This is a genomic window from Nesterenkonia muleiensis (assembly GCF_003600155.1).
In the GTDB taxonomy this organism is placed as follows: domain Bacteria; phylum Actinomycetota; class Actinomycetes; order Actinomycetales; family Micrococcaceae; genus Nesterenkonia; species Nesterenkonia muleiensis.
Genome location: NZ_QWLD01000040.1, coordinates 344,410 through 364,297, shown reverse-complemented (window position 1 = coordinate 364,297; position 19,888 = coordinate 344,410). Strand labels below are relative to the sequence as shown.

Here is a 19,888-nt window from a genome sequence, read left to right as displayed (position 1 = left end):
CTTAGCGTGAATCGGTGTCGTCAGCTGCGGTGGGGTCGGCGTCCGGCTGGTCGGTATCCAACTGATCGACGTCCGGCTCCTGCTCCACAGGCTCAATGATCTGTTGGACAGCCTGCAGCAGGAAGTCAGCACGGTCTCCGTTGGAGAATTCCAGGGTGAGACGCTGCCGTTCATCGTCGCGGTGGACCACACGGCCGACGATACCGCCGGCGGTGACCACTTCGGCGCCGAGAACTGCACCTTCGTTGGCTTTGCGGACGTCTTCGCGCATTTTGCGGCTGCGGCGCCAGGTGGCAAAGATGAACAGCGCCAGCAGGCCGAACATCAGGATCATGAAGATGGGGGTACCTTCGCCACCGGCAGCGTCACCGCCGGCGAGGACGGTGAGGGCTGGATGAGGGGTAAGAAGCGCAGTATCAATCACAACCGGATAGCCTAACAGCTCAAGCTGAACCTTCACTCATCCCAGAGTGCAGGTGAGTCCTGTCGATCCGGGGCCGGAGGGGTGAGGCCCAGATGCCTCCAAGCGGACTCTGTGGCGATGCGCCCCCGTGGGGTGCGGGCCAGCAGGCCCTCGCGCACCAGATAGGGCTCGGCCACCGTTTCCACCGTCTCGGTCTCCTCCCCCACCAGGATTGCCAATGTGGACAGACCTACCGGCCCACCGCCGAATTTGGTGCACAGCGCCTCCAGCACAGAGCGGTCCAACCGGTCCAGGCCCAGGGCGTCGACCTCGTAGGTGTCCAGCGCCTTCGAGGCGGCGGCTTTGTCCACCTGATCCACGCCGTGCACCAGTGCCCAGTCGCGGACCCTGCGCAGCAGCCGGTTGGCGATGCGCGGTGTGCCTCTGGAGCGGGAGGATATCTCCACGAACCCCTCAGCAGTGACTTTGATGTCCAGCATCCCGGCTGAGCGGCGCAGGACTCTCTGCAGCTCCTCCGCGCTGTAGTACTCCAGATGCCCGGTGAAGCCGAAGCGGTCGCGCAGCGGCCCTGGGAGCAGCCCGGCCCGGGTGGTGGCCCCGACCAGGGTGAACGGCGGCAGCTCCAGGGGGATGGAGGTGGCGCCGGCGCCCTTTCCGACGATGATGTCCACCCGGAAGTCCTCCATGGCCATGTACAGCATCTCTTCGGCCGGCCGGGACATCCGGTGGATCTCGTCGATGAACAGCACTTCGCCCTCGGTCAGCGAGGAGAGGATCGCGGCCAGATCACCGGCGTGCTGGATTGCGGGCCCAGAGGTGATCCGCAGTGCGGCATTCATCTCCGCAGCGATGATCATCGACAAGGTGGTCTTGCCCAGTCCGGGAGGCCCGGAGAGCAGGACGTGGTCGGCCGCAGCCTGGCGCATGCGGGAGGACTGCAGCACCAGGGAGAGCTGGGCGCGCACCGTGGACTGGCCGACGAAGTCCTCCAGCGCCTTGGGCCGCAGTGCGGCCTCCAGGGCCTTCTCCTCGGCGGCCGGGGCGGTGTTGACCAGCTCACGGCCGTCCGGTTCGAGGGGGTCTGTGGTCATCAGGCGGCGCCTGCCTTCGCCGTCCCCATCGAACGCAGCACAGCGCGCAGAACAGTGGCGGTGTCAGCCTCTGTCAGGTCCGGATCGGTGGCCAAGGCGTCACCGAGGGCCTTGCCCGCATCCTTCTCGGTCCAGCCCAGCGAGGTGAGCGCGGCACGGACCTCAGCTTTGGTGGTCTCGGCCGAGGAGGGCGTCGTCGCACTCTTCGGTCCCGGCTCCTCCGGGTCGATGACCAGTTTTCCGGCGAGCTCCAGCAGGATGCGCTGGGCGGTCTTCTTACCGATCCCCGGAACTTTGGTGAAGGCCGCGGTATCGGAGTCGCGGATGGCCAGGCGCACCGCATCCGGAGTGTGCACGCTGAGTACGGCCAGCGCCAGGCGCGGGCCGACTCCGGAGATCCCCAGCAGCGTGGTGAAGATCTCGCGCTCATCGGTCTCGGCGAAGCCAAAGAGCAGCGGGGCCTCATCTTGCCTGGGCACGAAGCTGGTGTGCAGAAAGGCCGGCTGCCCGGTCCGCAGCGCCCCAAGGGTCTTCGGGGTGGCCTGGACGGTGAGCCCGAAGCCGGAGACCTCGACCACAGCCTCGCTGAGTCCCAGGTGCAGCACCTCGCCGCGGATGCTGGAGATCATCGGATACCTTTCCTGTGCTAGTTTCCCGCTGTTAGTACATATCTTCGATCAGCATAGTCGCCCGCGCGGAGTCCAGAGCCCACCGGAGGCAGCGTGTCTGGACCCATCCATTCCTCGTGGGGTTTTCAGCGAAAGCCCCACGACCTACCGCCTCGGGGCCCTGGGCCCAGCCCGCCGCGCGGCCTCCTGCCAGGCCCGCTGCGCCGGGGTGAGGCCCCCGGCCTGGGCTTCAGCGGCCTTCTGCAGGGCGGTGCGGGCGCCCTGATGAGTCTGGGTGGAGGCGGTCATGCTGAACTTGGCACCCACCCCGGAGCGCCAGCCGTGACAGATCGCCACCGCATAGGCATCGGTGGCGTCCACCGGTGTGGGAAGTCCAGGGAGGTCCAGAATGCGCTGAACCATGCGGGCCACCGCATCCTTGCCCGCCCTCCCGTCGTCGGTCACCGCAGCCTTGACCTCCGAGGGGGTGTGCCAGGCCACCGGGATTCCGCGGGCGGCCGCGGCGGCGATCACCACGCCCGAGGCCTGTGCGGTGGCGATGGCTGTGGGCGCATTGGAGGAGGAGAACACCCGCTCGATGGCCAGCACGTCCGGGGCGAAGCGGTCCAGCAGGTGCTCAGCCGCCCGCTGGATCGCCAGGATCCGCTCCGCCAGATCCTCTCCGCTGCTGGTGCCCTTGACCTCCACATGGAGCGAGCTTCCGCTGCGATTGGGCTGCATCTCCACCACGGCGAAGCCGCAGCGGGTCAGACCGGGATCGACCCCCATGATGCGCTGAGCCACCTGTGAGGTGCCAGCGGTGGAGGCCACGCGGCGCACAGCGATCTTTGTACTCCTAACCCTCTGCCTCGAGAGCGGCCAGGGTATCGGCGCTCAAGTCAGCATTGGTGTGGATGTTCTGCACATCGTCCAGGTCGTCCAAGGCGTCGTGGAGCCGCAGGAACTTCTTGGCGTCGTCGAGCTCCAAGTCGATCTTCATATCGGAGACGAAGGCGACCTCATCGGAGTCATAGGCGATCCCGGCTTCCTCCAGCCCCTGGAGCACCTCCTGCAGATCACTGGGCTCGGAGTGCACCTCAAAGCTCTCCTCGCGCTCCACGACCTCCTCCACCCCAGCCTCCAGGACCGCTCCGAGCACATCGTCCTCGGTCACACCTCCGGTCGTGGGTACAGTCACCACGCCCTTGCGCTGGAACATATAGGCCACCGAGCCGGGATCGGCCACAGTGCCTCCGGAACGGGTCACCGCGGTGCGCACCTCAGCGGCAGCCCGGTTGCGGTTGTCGGTCAGGCATTCCACCAGCAGGGCGGAGCCGGCCGGACCACGGACCTCGTAGGTGATCTCCTCGTACTCGACGGTGTCACCGGTCAGGCCACCACCACGCTTGATCGCCCGGTCGATATTGTCATTGGGCACCGACTCCTTCTTCGCCTTCTGCACGGCCAGGGCCAGAGCGGGGTTGCCGTCGGGGTCCGGCCCGCCATTGCGCGCTGCCACCTCAATCTGCTTGATGTAGCGCGCGTTGATCTTAGCCTTCTTGGCGTCCACAGCGGCTTTGCGGTGCTTGGTATTGGCCCATTTGGAGTGACCGGCCATAGCTCTCCTTATGCATTTGGTTGCAATAGGCAACGGTTAGGTAGTCTGTCTCCAGACTACTCGCAACTAAGGAGATGCCTTGGCAGATTCCCCGCTCGTGGACACACCATGGACACGGACCCTGGATTACGACTATCCGGAGATGACAACAGTCGACGACGACGCCTGGGCACCTGCCCGCCAGCAGGCCTTGGCAGCCCAACGCACCCGAGTGGAAGAGATCGCTGCCAGTACCGAACCCGCAACAGTGCACAATGTGCTGCACCCCTTGGCCCTCTCCGGGGCCGAGCTGGACCGGTTGCAGCGAGCCTTCGGTGTGGTGGCCGCGGCTGACGGCACCGACCAGCGCCAGGCGGTCCGGGCTGAGGCGGCACCGGAGATCGCCGCACACACTGACTGGCTGAGGCTGCACCCAGGCCTGTTCTCCCGCCTGGGCCAGCTTAAGGACCGCATCGCCTCCGGCCAGGTCCGAGCCAGCGATGAGCAGCAGTGGTTTCTGCAGCAGCTGATCCTCACAGCTGAGGTGGCCGGCGCCGGGCTGGATCAGCGCCGGCAGGAACGGCTGAAGGAGATCAACCGGCAGCTGGCCGCCGAGGAGTCCGCGTACTCGCAGCTGCAGGTGCGTGAAGCTAAGGAGTCCGCTGTGCTCTTCGGATCCTCCCTTGAGCTTGCCGGGCTGAGCGAGACCCGGATCGCTTCCGCCCGGGCCGCGGCGGAGCAGGCAGGACATCCTGAAGGCTATCTGCTGACGCTGACCATGCCGGCCCAGCAGGCGGTGCTCGGCTCATTGACCGACCGCGAGACCAGGCGCAGACTTCACACTGCCTCGGTGGAGCGCGGCACGCTGACCGGTGATGATGGCCGCACCACCCGGCAGATCGGGGCGGGGATCGCTGTGCTTCGTGCGCAGAAGGCTCAGCTGCTGGGGCATGAGAACTATCTGGAATCGGTGCTTCCGCTGCGCACCGCTCCCAGCAGGGACGCCATTGAGTCGATGCTGCGCCAGATTGCGGCCGGGGCGGCGGTGCGGGCCCGGGATGAGTCTGAGCGGATCGCCGAGCATCTGGGCTTTGCACCCGAATCCTGGGACCTGACCTTTGGAATCGAGCAGGTTCGCAGGACGCTCAGCGAGGATTCGGGAGGCTCTGATATCTCCTTGGACGAGGCACTGCACCGACTCTTCGATGCCGCCCGACGGGTCTATGGGATCACCGTGGTGGAGCGCGGCGACCTGCCCGGCTATGTCCCGGGGGCTCGCAGCTTCGAGGTGTTCGACGGCGAGCCGGGTCAGCGGCCCCGAGAATCAGGTGCCGGTCTGGGACTGTTCCTGCTGGATCTCTACACCCGCCCCACCAAATCAGGCGGGGCGTGGATGAACGGGTTCTCGGTGCCGTCGTCGTTGGTGGGATCCAAGGCGGTGGTCACCAACAACCTGAATGTGACAGCTCCTGCCGAAGGCGAAGCGGCGGTGCTGACCGAGCGCGAGCAGCGCACCCTGTTCCACGAGTTCGGCCATGCCCTGCACGCCCTGCTGGCCGAGGCCGAGTTTCCCCAGCTTTCCGGCACTGCGGTGCCGCGCGACAATGTCGAGTTCCCCTCCCAGGTCAACGAGGTCTTCCAGGAGCTGTACCAGGAACCCACTCCTCCGGGTGCTGCGCCGTCAGAGAATCAGCTCTGGGGCAAGGGGGCCTCTACGGTGGAGCATGTGGCGGCGGTGGTCATCGATCTGGCCTGGCATACGCTGACCCCCGACCAAGCTCAGGAGGCCGCCTCGGACCCGCAGGCCTTCGAGCAGCAGGTGCTGACCGACTGGGGGCTCGACCTTCCGCTGGTTCCGCCGCGGTATCACGGCGGGTTCTTCAAGCACATCTTCGCCAGCGCCGGCTACGCCGCCGGGTATTACTCCTACCTATGGGCCGAGGTGCTGGCCGAGGACGCTGGCGAGTGGTTCCGGGAGGTTCTCACCGACGACGGCGCCCTGGCTGCCCGGGGTGCCCAGTTCCGCACTGAGCTGCTGGCCCGCGGCAATACGCGCGATCCGCTGGAGTCCTTCCGCGACGCTCTCGGTCACGACCCGGACCCGAAGCATCTGCTGCGTTCACTGGGCCTTGAGTGAGGGATGGGGCTGGGCGGACGGCGTCTTGACACCAGCTGTGCATCAGGTGCACAGAGACTCACAGTTAGGCGTTTTCCCTTTTTGTGCGCCAGGCGTGGCCAGTAGCCTGCGTTAACAGGTCAGGAGGTGCACAATGAATCAGCCAGGTGTATGGATATGGGGAGCTATAGCCGTGGGATCCCCGTGGATCGTCCTGTTGGTGGTGCAAGGTTCCCATATGTGGGCTCTGCTCGGTGTGATGTCCTTTATCGCTCTGTTCCACACAGTTCGGGGGGTCTTGAGGCCATCCTTGAAACAGTGGCGGCCCGCTAAGACCGGGCAGGCAGTGTCGGGCATGAGCGCCAGCCTGCTGATGGCGGCACCTTTTGCCTTGGTGGTCGGCTTCTATGAGGGTTCAGAGGTCACAGTCCTCCTCGGGGCACTGCTGCTTTCGACTGGAGCCACGGCAAGAGCATGCGTCTTGCCACTCCAAGCGAAAGAACGAGAACTGCAAGCCGCGGAACAGGTTGCCGAACCAGTCTGATTCCTCCTCAATGGACGTTTCGTGCCCTGCCGGACATGTATGAGGTAGAAGGCAGCTCTCATACCCGCAAGGAGCACAGCATGGCACCCTCGCCCATTCCCGAACGCCAGCCAGCCGAGTCACCCGCCCCGTTGGACGAACGTCTGGTTCGTTCTGCCTCACCTGGCACACCGGTTACACCGAGACTTCAGGAGGAGCTGAGCAGGCTTTCCACCCGAACCCGGAATGAGGTTGCCGGACGGCGTCGTACTGGTCGGTTCCGTGTATCACGCGGTGCGGCGGTCGGACTTGCTGCTTTGGTCTTTCTCGGCGGCGGTGCTGCTGCGGTGGCTGTGGTGGAGATTCGCAGCTACTGGGCGGCAATCGATGCCGAGCCCCACGCGCACTACAGCTTCGAACTGCCCAGTGGTGCCGAGTGCGAGTTCGAGCTCCGAATGATGAGTCTGGGTCCGCCGGGGGTTGAAAATGTCGGGGACTTCTCCATGACCGATGAGCAGGAGGAATTCGCCCGGGAGATGTACTCCGATGCCCAGGAGAGGGTCGATGACTTTGTCACTACTGATGAATTCCAGGAGGAGGTTGCTCACCAGGCAGAAGTCTCAGGTCATGAAGAGTTGAGCGAAGACGCCATCTATTTCCATGCCGTTGTCTCTATGCTCGATCACCAGCTGCATGACGATTACCGAGACGCCATGCAGGAGATCCGCGTGGGCGGGGCCGCCATGGGCCACTCCTGCCCCGGGGCAGACTTCGAGGGCAGTGGACTCGACGTATACGGCGATATGGATGCCCATGAGGCCGAACATGAGGATTCGGGCGGATGAGCGCCTCTCAGGACTCCTCTTTGGAAGCGGTGCTGAAGGCTAACTCGGTGGACCTGCTGCACTACTTCGAGCGCCGGACTGACCGTGATGCGGCGGCGGACCTCCTGGCGGAGACCATGCTGATCGCCTGGCAGCGGGAGCCAGACTCTCCCGAAGGAGGCCAGGCGGCTCGGATGTGGTTGTTCGGCATCGCCCGCAATGTGCTGAAGAACTCCAAGCGGGGGCAGCGCCGTCGGCATCGCCTGACCAGCAAGCTGAAGGTGATGCTGCGCCCTGACGACTCATCACAGGCAGCTGACGACGGCGCTGAAGTCCGCGACGCAGTCCGCAGACTGGAGCCTGAACTTGGGGAGCTGGTCAGGCTGGTGCACTGGGACGGGTTCAGCATCGCCGATGCCGGACAGATCCTGGACCTACCGTCCTCGACTGCACGGGGGCGCTATCAACGGGCCAAGGATCTGCTCCGTGGGGCTCTCCAGGAGGACAGCTCACCCGAGCAGCAACACTGCCCGGCCACACTCCCCCAGGTGAGCCGCAGCGTCTTTCCCACTTCCGAAGCATGACGGCGCTTTCTGCCCTGGAAGGGCGGGGTACTACTGAGAGCAGCGGCATGCTGAAGTATTTCGAGAACCGATGTTTACGGATCAGCGGGTCTGAGGACGGTATCCCGATCAGTCTTTGCCCAGTCTCGTCACCATCTCACCAGCTGGTTCTTCTCCGCGTACTGGACTCGGTCACGCAGTGACGCGATGTCGTCGCCTGGCAGTACCGGAACCCTGGTTTGAACGAGGATGGGCCCTTCGTCATAGTTTTCGGTCACCAGATGGATTGTCGCTCCGCTTTCTGCGGGTTGATCACGCAGTACAGCTGCATGAACCCTGTCACCGTACATACCGGTCGATCCGTATGCTGGCAGTAAAGCAGGGTGGGTATTGATCATCCGACCGGCGTAGGCATTCAGCACTCGCGGACCGACTTTCTTCAGATAGCCTGCCAGCACTACTACATCGATCTCTGCTTCTTGAAGTGCAGCAAGCATTGCCGTATCACGGTCGCCCTCCTCTGGATGAGTCACAGAACTCAGATGAAGACTCGGAACGCCGAACCGGTCAGTGCTACCCGTTTCGCCGCGTTCATCAATGAACAATATCCAGTAAGGCATAGTCACTTTGTATCAATCACTCACTATTACATACTGGAACGATGAGTCCATCCGAGACAGGAAGCGCCAGGGAGACGTTCGATGCTCTGTTGTCGGCCACTAACACACATGACTTCGACAACGTGACGGATCTGCTCCACGAAGGCGTCAGCTACTTCTTCAACGATGCGACGCTGACCGGTCACAAGTTAGTTCGCAGGTACTTTGAAGATACCTGGGAGGCAATCCAGGACGAGGAGTATTGGGCTGAGGAGCCCCAATGGCTGGTCGAGAACACCAACACAGCTGTAGTGGTCTACAGATATCGCTGGAAGGGCATCATCGACGGAAAACCGTCTCAGGGGTCCGGCCGGGCCACCAACGTCTTTGTACGCAATGAAGACGGAAAATGGCAGATGGCCCACGAACATCTCAGCGGAGAACCCTAGTCTCATTGGCTCCAAGTTGAGCGTCTGTGGCCCAATTGCCCATTGTGAGGCACCAGTACCGCATCGAATGGCGCTCCCTGGCTATTAGTCCAGCATGGGGCCATGGGAATGCCTTGATGCCAGCGAAGTCGGACTTCTCGGCTAGGGCGTCGCTGGGCTGTCCTCACGATGCATGAACCAGTCGCAGCGGCTCCAGCCCCGAACAGAGGGTATTCGGTGCTTTGATGATGTGGTCGACCCGGTTTTGGCTGATCCCCCACCTTCGATGTGCCTGATCGGCCGAGTTATCAGCCTATAGCGAGCCCCTATGCGATCATCCTGTGGTGTCGATCGAGGTTGTGCCTTACTCAAATGACTGGCCCGCGCAGTTTGCCGATGTGGCCAGAGAGTTGAACCGCGTGCTCGCAGACGTTCCTCTGGTGTCAATCGAGCATGTCGGTTCAACGGCGGTGCCGGGTCTCGCGGCTAAGCCCATTCTCGACATCGACATCGTCGTGAAGCGCCAGTACCTCCCTGCCGCCATCTCGGCTCTGATTCAGGGTGGTTATGTCCACCAAGGCGACCTCGGCGTAGTGGATCGCGAGGCGATGGACGCCATTTTCACTCTGAACACGCGTCGCTGAGGCACGATTTTCTTAGTTTCTGGGGTGAGTGAATCGCCCGTTCAAACTGCTCTTAATTCGAACAAATGTTCCTAAATTGCTTGATCCGCGTCATATTCGAAGATATAATCGAACTATGACCACCGTCCACAGCACCAACGAGCACGCGTCGACCGGGCGACTGCGCTCTGCCGGATCCAGCACCGGCTCTAGGTCGCGCGCTGAGTCTGGTGGTGTTGCCGATATCGCCTGTGGGGCAGATTCTGCAGCGGCTCAGACCACCGCTGAGGCTGAGCGCACCGGTGCCCCTCCCGTGCTGCGGGAACCGCGCACCACCCGGGTGTGGGAGATGGAACGGGAATTGCGTCGGGCCAAGTCCGCGCAACTGGGGTGGATGCTGGGTTTCCATGATGACAACGTGGCTCAGGCCCGGGTTCCTTATGTGGAGGACTATGAGTCTGCTCGTGCCCGTGAGGCCTCCGCAGAGGTGCTGCGCGGGCTGGGGCGGCAGGTGGTCTTCGCTGAGCAGGAGGCCGGGCGGGCAGCGATCATGTTCATCGCCGAGGCGGTAGGCCGCTCCGAATATGTAGTCACCACCGAATACCTCACCGCGGCCCGCGCTAAGCGGCAGCTGCCCCGGGTGTGGGAAGCCTTTCAGCAGGGTCGTATCTGTGACTTCCGGCTGCGGAAGATCACCACCACCGCTGAGAAACTCACCACCGAGTCTGCGGTGGCTGACCTGGATCAGCAGGCACCGGGCTACGCTGAGTCCCACCGGGTCGGGGAGCTGAACAACTGGCTCAAAGAGTTCGAACACACCGCAGAACCCGCACAGGCCTCCCAGCGTTTCACCCAAGCCGCCCGCACCCGCCGGGTCACTGTGACCGACATCGAGGACGGGATGAGCGTCCTCACCGCCATCATCCCCACCCTGACCGCCCACGCTATCCAGCGCCGGCTCGATGCCACCACCCGCTCAGCCACCCACCCGGTGCCGCATAACCCGCTGATCGCTGAGCACACCATGGAACTCCAACAACAAGAAGGCTTCGCCCGGCTGATCCCCCACACCAAAGGGTCGAAGAAGAGTCCCGTTAACGATTTCACTGAGGACCTGCCCGTTGAGCGACCAGCTGAGCTACCAGCTGAGTTCCAGAACAACCCATGCATCACACCTGGATACAGCCTCGGCGACGGGCCCTGGGGCACCAATGCTGCCCCCACCCTGCACATCACCGATGGGACACACCCAGCAGAGGGCACCCAAGACCACCCACCCCAAAACCAGGGCAGAGACCAGCACCACCGCCAGGGTGAAGGTCTCCCATCCCAAGGCCCGAAACAAAACCAGCACCAGGGTCAGCACCGGGACCAGGGTTCTGCTCAGGGAGCCCACTGGGGTTCTGCCCGTTTCAGCATCAACGAGCTGCCCACCACCAGGGAGAACGGGGACCCCCGCATCCTGGACCAGAGGGCCGCGGACGTCTTCTGTGCATGGATGCTGAACACCCAGACCCCAGAGGGCATCGAGATCGACGCCCAGATCGGCATCATCGTCCACGAAGAAGCTTTCACTGGACGATCTCAGCAACCCGGCATCACCCGGGACCGGAAAGTCCCCATCCCCGCACGGAATCTCCACGACCTGCTCGAACACCAGATCAACCGACTCGAATGGTACCAACTACTCCACGGTGCCGAGGATGACCTGCTGGCCATCCGGTCCTCTGGCCGCTACCCACCACCACGACTCCGAACTGCCCTGTGGTTCCGAGACCGCACCTGCCAGACCCAGGGGTGTACTGTGCCTGCAGAACGCTGCGACACCGACCACATCACCCCCTACGACACCGGCGGGCCCACCACCGCAGAGAACCTCCAACTACTCTGCCGACGCCACCACCGGTTGAAATCCTGGAACTACCCCCTCCGCGCAGACCTACTCCACACAGACATCACCCACGCCGCATAGCAAGGATCCCTATGCCCGAGAAGATTGACTTGAAGAAGACCCTCGATTCCTATCGAGCGAAACGTGACGAGTTTCGGGTTCTGAATCTTCCAGAATCGCGGTACCTCATGATCGACGGACATGGCGATCCGAACACCTCATCGGCCTACGCTGATGCACTCAAGACCCTTTACCCGGTGGCCTATAAGCTCAAGTTCGCCAGCAAACGTACCCTGGGGCGCGACTATGTGGTCCCGCCCCTGGAAGGCCTGTGGTGGGCCGAGAACATGGACTCCTACACTTCGGCCCGGGACAAATCCCAGTGGAACTGGACCATGATGCTGATGACGCCGGGCTGGATAGACCAGCAGATGGTTCATACTGCGATCGAAGAAGTCAGCGCGAAGGATTCCCCTCTCCGTCTGGCCGATATTCGCTGGGAGTCGCTGTCCGAGGGTCGCTGCGTCCAAACCCTCCATATAGGCCCATACGACGACGAGGCTGCCGTCCTGGCTCACCTCCACCACGAGTTCATACCGAAGAACGGCCTGCGCACGGTCGGCAAGCACCACGAGATCTATCTCAGCGATCCACGGCGGACGGCGCCAGAGAAACTGCGCACCATCCTCCGCCAGCCTGTCAGTTCCGGGTAGCCTGCCGAACCACTGTGATGATGCGTTGAACAACCGTGATCAACGACCCTGTGGCGAGCAGAGCCAGCACGACCAGCAGGACGCTCTGCGGCATGCCCAGCCCCACGAAACCGGTGAACACCAAGGTGAGCACCATACGCTCGGGACGCTCAGCGATACCGGTATTGGCATCAAAGCCCTCTGACTCTGCACGGGCCCGCACATAGGAGACCAACAGACCGAGGATCATGCACACTGCCGCGCTCACACCGATCCAGTAGTCATCCCCCGGACCGAAGAACCAGAGCATCAAACCCAGGAACACCGCACAGTCCTGGACTCGGTCAGAGATCGAATCCAGGAACCCGCCGAGCACGCTGCGCTGATCCGCCAACCGGGCCATCAGTCCATCAATCAGATCGCTGAAGACGAACAGCGTGATCACCACGGTCCCCCAGAACAGCTGACCCAGCGGGTAGAACACCAGCGCCCCGAGGCTGACCCCGAGGGTCCCGAGCACTGTGACCGCATTGGGCGTCAGTCCAATGCGCAGTAGGAACCTAGCAATCGGGGTGAAAACGGCAGAGAAGAACCGGCGGGCATGCTTGAGCATCAGTCCGCCTCACCCCAAGCCTGAGAGACCTGCTTTCGGACCTCCCCCAAAGTGACTGACAGTGACTTGGTTCCGGCAATGATCGGCAGGAAGTTCGTGTCCCCGCCCCACCGCGGAATCACATGCTGGTGCAGATGCGCAGCAATTCCGGCCCCACCCACCTTGCCCTGATTGATGCCCAGGTTGAATCCGGAGGGTTTGGCCACCTCACGCAGCACCGCCATCCCCCGCTGGGTCAGGGCCATGAACTCATGAGCCTCCGCAGAGGTCAGATCAGTCAGATCCGGCACATGCCGATAGGGACAGACCAGCAGATGCCCTGGGTTATAGGGGTACAGATTCAGCAGCACAAAACAGCTTTCGCCCCTGGCCACGATGAGCGAATCCTCATCACTGCGGTGTGCGGCTACGCAGAACGGGCAGTCGCCCTCACCGGTGACCTGGTCCTGGCCCTTGGCCTGGTACGCCTGCCGGTGCGGAGTCCACAAGCGCTGGAACGCATCAGGAACCCCGGGCAGCACAAAGTCATCGCTGTCCCAGGTCGGCTCGGACATCAGGACTCGCGGTCCTTAATGGCCCTGACGATTCGCTCCACAGCCTCATTGACCGGGACCTGGTTGTCCTGACTGCCGTCCCGGAAACGGAAGGACACCGAGCCAGCCTCAGCATCCTCGCCACCGACGATCAGCACAAACGGGATCTTGTCCTTGGACGCGGTGCGGATCTTCTTGGGGAACCGGTCGCTGCCGTCGTCCAGCTCCGCCCGCACACCGCGAGCTTTGAGCTTATCGATGACCTCACCGAGGTAGTCGTTGAACGGCTCAGCCACCGGAACACCACGCACCTGAACCGGAGCCAGCCAGGCCGGGAATGCCCCGGCGTAGTGCTCAGTGAGCACACCCAGGAACCGTTCGATGGAACCGAACTTGGCAGAGTGGATCATCACCGGCTCCTGGCGGCTGCCGTCGGCGGCGGTGTACTCCAGACCGAAGCGCGCCGGCTGGTTGAAGTCGAGCTGAACGGTAGACATCTGCCAAGTCCGGCCGATGGCGTCGCGGGCCTGGACGGAAATCTTGGGGCCGTAGTAGGCCGCTCCGCCGGGGTCGGGCACTAGCTCCAGACCGGTCTGACGGGCAACATCCTCCAGAACGGAGGTGGCGTCCTCCCACTGCTCGCGGGTGCCGATGAACTTATCCGATTCCTCATCGCGCGTGGACAACTCCAGGTAAAAATCGTGCAGGCCGAAGTCCCTCAGCAGTGAGAGCACGAAGTTCAGCAGATGCGCGATCTCCGCTGGAGCCTGCTCCTTGGCCACGTAGGAGTGCGAGTCATCCTGGGTCATGCCACGAACACGGGTCAGGCCGTGCACCACCCCGGACTTCTCATAGCGGTAGACCGAGCCGAACTCGAAGAGCCGTAGCGGAAGCTCCCGGTAGGAACGTCCGCGTGACCGGTAGATGAGATTGTGCATGGGGCAGTTCATCGCCTTGAGACGGTATTCTTGACCCTGCTTGGTGATGTTGCCGCCGTCGTCGCGCTCCTCGTCCACCACCAACGGGGGAAACATGTCCTCGGCGTAGTAGGGCAGATGGCCAGAGGTGTGGAAGAGCCCGTCCTTGGAGATGTGCGGAGTGCCGACATACTCGAAGCCCTCCTCAATGTGGCGGCGCCGGACGTAGTCCTCCATCTCGCGCTTCACCACGCCGCCCTTGGGATGGAAGACAGGCAGACCCGAACCCAATTCGTCCGGGAAGCTGAAAAGGTCCAGCTCGGCGCCGAGTTTGCGATGGTCACGGCGCTCCGCCTCCGCCAGCCGGTCCTTATAGGCCTTGAGATCATCCTTTGTGGGCCAGGCTGTCCCGTAAAGCCGCTGCAGCTGCGGATTGGTCTCCTTGCCACGCCAATAGGCACCGGCTGCGCGCATCACCGAATAGGCATTGGCAATCAGCTTGGTCGTAGGAAGGTGCGGCCCGCGGCAGAGATCTGACCAGACCCGCTCACCCTTGCGGTCCACATTGTGGTAGATGGTGATCTCGCTCCCGCCGACTTCTACGGAGGCACCTTCAGCCGCGCTGTCACCGGTGCCCAACAGCTCCAGCTTGTACGGTTCATCGGCCATCTGCCGCTTGGCCTCCTCCAGGTCCACCACCTCACGCTCGAAGGTCTGGGCCTGGTTGATGATCTTTTGCATCGACTTCTCGATCTTCTTCAGATCCTCAGGGGTGAAAGGGTTCTCCACATCGAAATCGAAGTAGAAGCCATCTGTGATGTAGGGCCCAATGCCCAGCTTGGACCCGGGAAACAGCTGCTGGACGGCCTGCGCCATGACATGGGCGCAGGAGTGCCGCAGCACGTTGAGCCCGTCCTCATCGGCGATGTCCACCGGCTGCACCTGAGCACCGTCGGGAAGCTGGCGGGAAAGGTCCCAGAGCTCGCCGTCCACGCGCATCACCACAGTGGTCGCGGAGTCTTCGAAGACCGTTGTGCCTGTTGTGCCCGCCTCAAGGGTGGTCGGTGCGCCGTTGAGGGTGATGCTGATCTGCTCGGACACGAGTCTTCGGATCTCCTGAGTCGGGGAAAATGCTGACCCCCGTGATTCTACGCGCGATTGAGCCGAGAGAAGACCGGAGCCTGCTCCGAGTCTTCCGAGGCGATTGAGCAGCGTGAGCCACGCGACGCGCGATTGAGCCAAGGAAAGACCGGAGCGGCTAGTGAGTCTGGCATCCTGGACACCAGTACAGGCGCCGACCCTGAAGCTCCCTCATGCGGATCGTCTCTCCGCACTTCAAGCACGGGGTGCCCTGGTGCTTGTATACCCAGTGACGGCGCACCGCCGAGCGCACATCAGCCCCGCGCAGCCCCAAATGCGGGTCATCGGCGCGCAGGGTGCGAATGGTGCCCTCACTGACTCCATCGCGCAGCTGCCCGGTGATGGTGGCCCACAGCGAGGAGACCTGAGACCCGGAGAGTTCCTGGGAGGGCGTATCGGGGCTGAGGCCCTCGGTAAACAACGACTCTGCCCGGTATATGTTTCCCACCCCGGCGATCACCGCCTGGTCCATCAGCGCGGCGGCGATGCTGATGCGCCGGCGGCGCAGATTGTCCTGAAACTGGCCCAGCAAAGCCTCATCGAGGGACCCTTCGGGCTGCCGCAACGGATCCGGTCCCAGCCTGGCGATGACCGCCTCATACTGCATGGGGTTGAGCACCGCACACCGCGAGGGTCCACGGAGGTCGGCCCAGCCGTGGGGTACATGGATCCGGGCACGCGCAGTGGCCCGCGGCGGTTCCGGCAGGATCCATCCGGTGTCGTCGTACTCGGGAGTGTGCTGTGTGCCGACAGTGCGCGGGGCACCCAGGGACGCCGCACCGGCGAAGCTCTCGTCCCCGCGAAAGCTGAACGCCCCGTAGAGTCCCAGGTGCACCTGCCAGATATCGGCGCCCAGGTGCACGAAGAGCTGCTTGCCCCAGGCCTCGGCACGCTCAGGGACCCGCCCGTGAAGTCTGGCCGCACCGGCGTCGAACCGCCCCTGCGGGGAGCTGACCCGCCAGCTGCGGCCCACGAAGAGCCGCTGAACCTGGGATGCCAGCCGGTGGAGAGTATGACCTTCGGGCATTCAGTCCAGGATCTCGCCGGTGGTCTCGTAATGGGCGATCTTCCCGATGCGCCGGCTGTGCCGCTCCTCGCCGGACCACTCGGCGCTCAGAAACGCCTCCACAATCTCAGTGGCCTCCCCAAGGCTGTGCTGCCGTCCGCCCAGACCCACCACATTGGCGTTGTTGTGCTCCCGGGCCAGCCGGGCGGTGTCCAGATTCCAGGCCAGGGCCGCACGAATGCCGGCGACCTTATTGGCCGCGATCTGCTCACCGTTGCCGGAGCCGCCCAGCACAATGCCGAGAGACTGCTGACCGGCGGCGAACTCCTCAGCCACCGCCTCAGCCGCACGCAGGCAGAATCCGGGGTAGTCGTCCTGGGCGTCGTACTCTTCGGGACCGTGGTCGACCACCTCATACCCCTTGGCGCTGAGATGGGTGACCAGATGAGCCGAGAGCTCCATCCCGGCATGGTCGGTGGCGATGTGGACGCGCATAGACAACCTCTCTCACACTTCAGGAACAAGCGGTGACCATCCTATGCTGAACGAACTATGACCAACGAGCAGCACGACGACCCAGCCCGCCAACAGCCCACGCTGCCGGAGTTCTCCCGCCGGCTGGGCGCCCCGATCGCGACCGTCCGGCCTGCGGGGAAGCCGCCCTCGCAGGTCACCGGCCGGCCCAGTGGGGAGGCCCATGAGCCTCCGCCACAGCGGCAGAGTTCTGCCGACCTCGGCGTACTGCCCGGACCTGATGGTCAGCCCGTTGTTCCGGAGGAGGACCCCGGCTCGGTGGACCCCCACAGCTTCTACGCACAAGTGGGCGGGCGCCCGACCTTCGAGAAGATCGTGGAGGTCTTCTACGGCCAGGTGGCCGAGGATCCAGAATTCCGGGCCATGTACCCCGAGGAGGATCTCGGCCCGGCCAAGGAGCGGCTGCTGATGTTCCTGGAGCAGTACTGGGGCGGCCCACGCACCTATCAGGCACAGCGCGGGCACCCTCGGCTGCGCATGCGGCATATGCCCTTCCGGGTCGATGCGCAGGCCCGAGACACCTGGCTGAGGTACATGCGCACTGCCGTGGAGGCCGCCCAGCTCTCGCCGATGCACGAGGCCGAGCTCTGGGGCTATCTAGAACGTGCCGCGCACTCCATGGTCAACAGCTGACGGTAGGATGGACTGTCGGATCGTACGCGGTCCATGCCCGAGTAGCTCAGGGGATAGAGCAGCGGCCTTCTAATCCGCCGGTCGGGGGTTCGAATCCCTCCTCGGGCGCAGTGCTGGTCCAGGCAGCGGGGAGACCCGTCGCCCCCATGCCAGCATGGCGCGAAAAACGCCGCCTCAGCTGTCTCATCACGTCCAGAAAGTGCTCTATGACCACCCACCCGGAGACCGGCGCAGCAGCGCGGATCGACCGGGTAGTGATGCTCAGCCTGCACACCTCCCCCTTGGCGCAGGCCGGCACCGGGGATGCCGGGGGGCTGAACGTCTATGTCAACGCGCTCTCCCATGCTCTGGCGGCCGGCGGCACCTCAGTGGACATCGTCACCACCGATCTCGACGAGATCCACGACGCCTCCGGCACCCCTGAGGGGACCACCGGGGACTATGTACGCACCCTCCACCCGGGGCTGCGGGTGCACGTGCTGCGAGTCTGCCAGCGATGCCGTGAGGACAAGTCACGGCTCATCGAGTGCCTGGAGGACCTGGCCGAGCGAGCGGTGAACAGCATTCGCCAAGCCGACCCTGCCCCGGCACAGGTGGTGCATTCCCACTACTGGATCTCCGGGCTGGCCGGACTCACGGTCGCGGCAGACCTGGGCGCCCAGCTGGTGCACACCATGCACACCATCGGTGCGGTGAAGCTCGAGCGCGACCCCGCTTCCGCTGAGGACCCGCGACGCCACCACGCCGAGCAGCAGATCGTGACCACGGCCGCCGTCCTCACCGCGAACACCGGGCGCGAGGCCGCAGACCTGCAGCGGATCTTCAGCATCCCGGAAGAGCGCATCGCCATGGTCCATCCCGGCACCGACCTGGACACGTTCTACCCCCCGGTGGAGGCCGATCCCCGCTGGGACCCACCGCAGCGCCGGGTGCTGCGGCTGACCTTCGCCGGCCGGCTGCAGCCGCATAAGGGCCCGCAGGTGGCGCTGGCCGCTGTGGGCCGGCTGTGCAGGCTGATGCCGGAGGTGGCCGTGCAGCTGACCGTGGCCGGCAGGCAGTCAGGATCCGACGGCGTCGATATCCCGGCCCTTGCCGCCGAAGAGGGAATCTCCGAGGTCGTCGTGCTGAAGAGACCGTTGCCGCACCGGGAGCTGGCGGAGCTGTTCCGGGCATCGGACGCGGTGCTGGTGCCCTCCTACAGTGAGTCCTTCGGGCTGGTCGCTTTGGAGGCGAAGGCCTGCGGCACACCGGTGCTGGCGCACAATGTGGGCGGCCTGGCGGAGCTGGTGGACCACGGGGCCACCGGAGTACTGGTGGACAGCCTGGACCCGGAGCAGTGGGCCCGTGCTCTGCAGCAGCTGATTCTCCACTGGGAGCAGTGGAAGATCTACAGCGCAGCAGCTGCTCAGCTGGCCCGGCGGTATTCCTGGGACGCCACGGCTGCGCAGGCGCTGGAGGCCTATCGGCAGGCTCGGCGGTCTACGGATCAACGCATGTAGCGTGAGCGCCAAGCAGTCTTGTACTTCTGGTTGAGCTCCCTCTGCGTACCGCCGGCAGCCACCGCCCGCTTCTGCACCCTCTCCCGCAACAGAGACTTCAGGCCCTGCGGAGGGCGGATCATGCCCTCCTGCGCCACGGTGGCCACCAGTTCGCCGCTGCGGGTGTAGATGGAGCCGGTGCCCAGACCCCGCGAGCTCTGCGCCGAGGGGCTCTCCTTGATATAGAGCAGCCACTGGTCAGCACGTGCCTGACGGTGCCACCACATGGCGTGATCCAGGGAGGCGATCTTCATCCCCGGCTTGGCCCAGTAATAGCCGTGCTGCCGCAGAACCGGCTCCAGCAGTGTGTAGTCGGAGGCGTAGAGGATCGCCGCCCGGTGCACATTGGGATCATCAGGTAGAGGGGCCTTGGTCTTCATCCACACCGCCGATGTGGGCCGCCTCTCTCGGTCTGCCTCCAGGTAGAGGGGCCTATCGATGTGCCGCAGCTCGAAGGGCCGGCCACGGCCCCATTCGCGCATGATCGGATGGTCCACATGACCCAGCAGCTCCTCCGGCGCCGGGAGCTCCTCGGGAGCCGGAATCGAGGAGGGCATGGGATCCTGATGGGCCAGACCTCCTGATGGTTTCTGGAAACTGGCGATCATCGACAGAATCGGTGTGCCGTCTTGATGGGCCTGGGACCTCCGCGCGGAGAATGAGCCGCCGTCGCGCAGCCGCTCAACCCGTACCTCGATGGGCTTGGTGGCGTCCCCGGGCCGCAGAAAATACCCGTGCACCGAATGCACAGCACGCTCCGGAGCCACCGTGCGCATGGCTGCGGTGGTCGCCTGAGCCAGCACCTGCCCGCCGAAAACACGCCAGAACGCCTGCTCGAACACCGGTGCCAGGAACCGGTCCTCAGAACCGCCGTCGTCCGGGAGCGCTTCCAGGTCCAGCATCCCGACCAGACGGGCGACCGCCTCATCAGGGGTGGGGGTCCGGTACTGGCCTTCGGTCATCGAGGGCTCCTTCTGGGGTGAACTGCATGACAC

At 64.1% G+C, this 19,888-nt stretch carries 21 protein-coding genes and 1 tRNA gene; 10 read left to right on the top strand and 12 right to left on the bottom strand.

Annotation, left to right across the window (positions count from 1 at the left end; translation table 11 throughout):
• Position 1: 1 nt before the first annotated feature.
• From DVO78_RS12880 to DVO78_RS12860, 5 genes are all read right to left on the bottom strand, one after another.
• On the bottom strand, positions 2-424 hold the full coding sequence (locus DVO78_RS12880) for a preprotein translocase subunit YajC (protein WP_157984032.1): 423 nt from the start codon (positions 422-424) through the stop codon (positions 2-4).
• A 32-nt stretch (positions 425-456) separates the two neighbouring features.
• Positions 457-1,515 carry a Holliday junction branch migration DNA helicase RuvB gene (gene ruvB, locus DVO78_RS12875; protein WP_120005273.1) on the bottom strand — a complete coding sequence of 353 codons (1,059 nt, stop codon included), beginning with the start codon at positions 1,513-1,515 and terminating at the stop codon, positions 457-459.
• Positions 1,515-2,144 (bottom strand): Holliday junction branch migration protein RuvA, encoded by a 630-nt coding sequence (gene ruvA, locus DVO78_RS12870; RefSeq protein WP_120005272.1) that lies wholly within the window; start codon positions 2,142-2,144, stop codon positions 1,515-1,517. Before ruvA ends, ruvB begins: the two co-directional genes overlap by 1 nt.
• Before the next feature lie 144 nt (positions 2,145-2,288).
• Positions 2,289-2,963 carry a crossover junction endodeoxyribonuclease RuvC gene (gene ruvC, locus DVO78_RS12865; protein WP_238385290.1) on the bottom strand — a complete coding sequence of 225 codons (675 nt, stop codon included), beginning with the start codon at positions 2,961-2,963 and terminating at the stop codon, positions 2,289-2,291.
• Positions 2,964-2,979: 16 nt separating this feature from the next.
• Complete coding sequence (locus DVO78_RS12860) at positions 2,980-3,741, bottom strand: YebC/PmpR family DNA-binding transcriptional regulator (protein WP_120005271.1); 762 nt, start codon at positions 3,739-3,741, stop codon at positions 2,980-2,982.
• 79 nt (positions 3,742-3,820) lie between these two features.
• Here DVO78_RS12860 and DVO78_RS12855 point away from each other — a divergent pair, with 79 nt between their 5' ends.
• From DVO78_RS12855 to DVO78_RS12840, 3 genes are all read left to right on the top strand, one after another.
• On the top strand, positions 3,821-5,857 hold the full coding sequence (locus DVO78_RS12855) for a M3 family metallopeptidase (protein ID WP_120005270.1): 2,037 nt from the start codon (positions 3,821-3,823) through the stop codon (positions 5,855-5,857).
• A gap of 603 nt (positions 5,858-6,460) precedes the next feature.
• Complete coding sequence (locus DVO78_RS12845) at positions 6,461-7,204, top strand: hypothetical protein (RefSeq protein ID WP_120005268.1); 744 nt, start codon at positions 6,461-6,463, stop codon at positions 7,202-7,204.
• Positions 7,201-7,767 carry an RNA polymerase sigma factor gene (locus tag DVO78_RS12840; protein ID WP_120005267.1) on the top strand — a complete coding sequence of 189 codons (567 nt, stop codon included), beginning with the start codon at positions 7,201-7,203 and terminating at the stop codon, positions 7,765-7,767. Before DVO78_RS12845 ends, DVO78_RS12840 begins: the two co-directional genes overlap by 4 nt.
• Before the next feature lie 128 nt (positions 7,768-7,895).
• Here the strand turns inward: DVO78_RS12840 and DVO78_RS12835 are convergent, their stop codons facing one another.
• The gene (locus DVO78_RS12835) at positions 7,896-8,366 is read right to left on the bottom strand and encodes a formyltransferase family protein (RefSeq protein ID WP_120005266.1); all 471 of its coding nucleotides are present in this window, start codon (positions 8,364-8,366) and stop codon (positions 7,896-7,898) included.
• Positions 8,367-8,407: 41 nt separating this feature from the next.
• Between DVO78_RS12835 and DVO78_RS12830 the strand changes: the two genes are divergently transcribed.
• From DVO78_RS12830 to DVO78_RS12815, 4 genes are all read left to right on the top strand, one after another.
• The gene (locus DVO78_RS12830; RefSeq protein ID WP_120005265.1) at positions 8,408-8,794 is read left to right on the top strand and encodes a YybH family protein; all 387 of its coding nucleotides are present in this window, start codon (positions 8,408-8,410) and stop codon (positions 8,792-8,794) included.
• A 323-nt stretch (positions 8,795-9,117) separates the two neighbouring features.
• A complete protein-coding gene (locus DVO78_RS18035; protein ID WP_238385289.1) occupies positions 9,118-9,417 on the top strand; it encodes a GrpB family protein in 300 nt (99 codons plus the stop codon).
• A gap of 115 nt (positions 9,418-9,532) precedes the next feature.
• The gene (locus DVO78_RS12820; RefSeq protein WP_120005263.1) at positions 9,533-11,368 is read left to right on the top strand and encodes an HNH endonuclease; all 1,836 of its coding nucleotides are present in this window, start codon (positions 9,533-9,535) and stop codon (positions 11,366-11,368) included.
• 11 nt (positions 11,369-11,379) lie between these two features.
• A complete protein-coding gene (locus DVO78_RS12815) occupies positions 11,380-12,000 on the top strand; it encodes a GyrI-like domain-containing protein (protein ID WP_120005262.1) in 621 nt (206 codons plus the stop codon).
• On the opposite strand, the gene pgsA is transcribed toward DVO78_RS12815, so the two are convergent.
• From pgsA to DVO78_RS12790, 5 genes are all read right to left on the bottom strand, one after another.
• On the bottom strand, positions 11,987-12,595 hold the full coding sequence (gene pgsA / locus DVO78_RS12810; protein ID WP_120005261.1) for a phosphatidylinositol phosphate synthase: 609 nt from the start codon (positions 12,593-12,595) through the stop codon (positions 11,987-11,989). The two genes, DVO78_RS12815 and pgsA, sit on opposite strands and share 14 nt — an antisense overlap.
• On the bottom strand, positions 12,592-13,146 hold the full coding sequence (locus tag DVO78_RS12805; protein ID WP_120005260.1) for an HIT family protein: 555 nt from the start codon (positions 13,144-13,146) through the stop codon (positions 12,592-12,594). Before DVO78_RS12805 ends, pgsA begins: the two co-directional genes overlap by 4 nt.
• Positions 13,146-15,143: a threonine--tRNA ligase gene (thrS, locus tag DVO78_RS12800; RefSeq protein WP_120005259.1), complete on the bottom strand. Its 1,998-nt coding sequence runs from the start codon at positions 15,141-15,143 to the stop codon at positions 13,146-13,148. Before thrS ends, DVO78_RS12805 begins: the two co-directional genes overlap by 1 nt.
• Before the next feature lie 157 nt (positions 15,144-15,300).
• Complete coding sequence (locus DVO78_RS12795) at positions 15,301-16,209, bottom strand: Fpg/Nei family DNA glycosylase (protein ID WP_120005258.1); 909 nt, start codon at positions 16,207-16,209, stop codon at positions 15,301-15,303.
• Positions 16,210-16,683: a ribose-5-phosphate isomerase gene (locus DVO78_RS12790; RefSeq protein ID WP_120005257.1), complete on the bottom strand. Its 474-nt coding sequence runs from the start codon at positions 16,681-16,683 to the stop codon at positions 16,210-16,212.
• 297 nt (positions 16,684-16,980) lie between these two features.
• Here DVO78_RS12790 and DVO78_RS18030 point away from each other — a divergent pair, with 297 nt between their 5' ends.
• The 3 genes from DVO78_RS18030 to DVO78_RS12775 all read left to right on the top strand — a co-directional run bounded on the left by DVO78_RS18030 (position 16,981) and on the right by DVO78_RS12775 (position 18,854).
• Entirely contained in the window at positions 16,981-17,355 is a 375-nt protein-coding gene (locus tag DVO78_RS18030; protein ID WP_238385302.1) for a globin, read from the top strand.
• A gap of 35 nt (positions 17,356-17,390) precedes the next feature.
• Positions 17,391-17,463 (top strand) — tRNA-Arg (locus tag DVO78_RS12780).
• 98 nt (positions 17,464-17,561) lie between these two features.
• On the top strand, positions 17,562-18,854 hold the full coding sequence (locus tag DVO78_RS12775; RefSeq protein WP_162301593.1) for a glycosyltransferase: 1,293 nt from the start codon (positions 17,562-17,564) through the stop codon (positions 18,852-18,854).
• Here the strand turns inward: DVO78_RS12775 and DVO78_RS12770 are convergent.
• Positions 18,842-19,855, bottom strand: a complete 1,014-nt coding sequence (locus DVO78_RS12770) for an acyl-CoA thioesterase (protein WP_120005254.1) — start codon at positions 19,853-19,855, stop codon at positions 18,842-18,844. The two genes, DVO78_RS12775 and DVO78_RS12770, sit on opposite strands and share 13 nt — an antisense overlap.
• Positions 19,856-19,888: the final 33 nt, after the last annotated feature.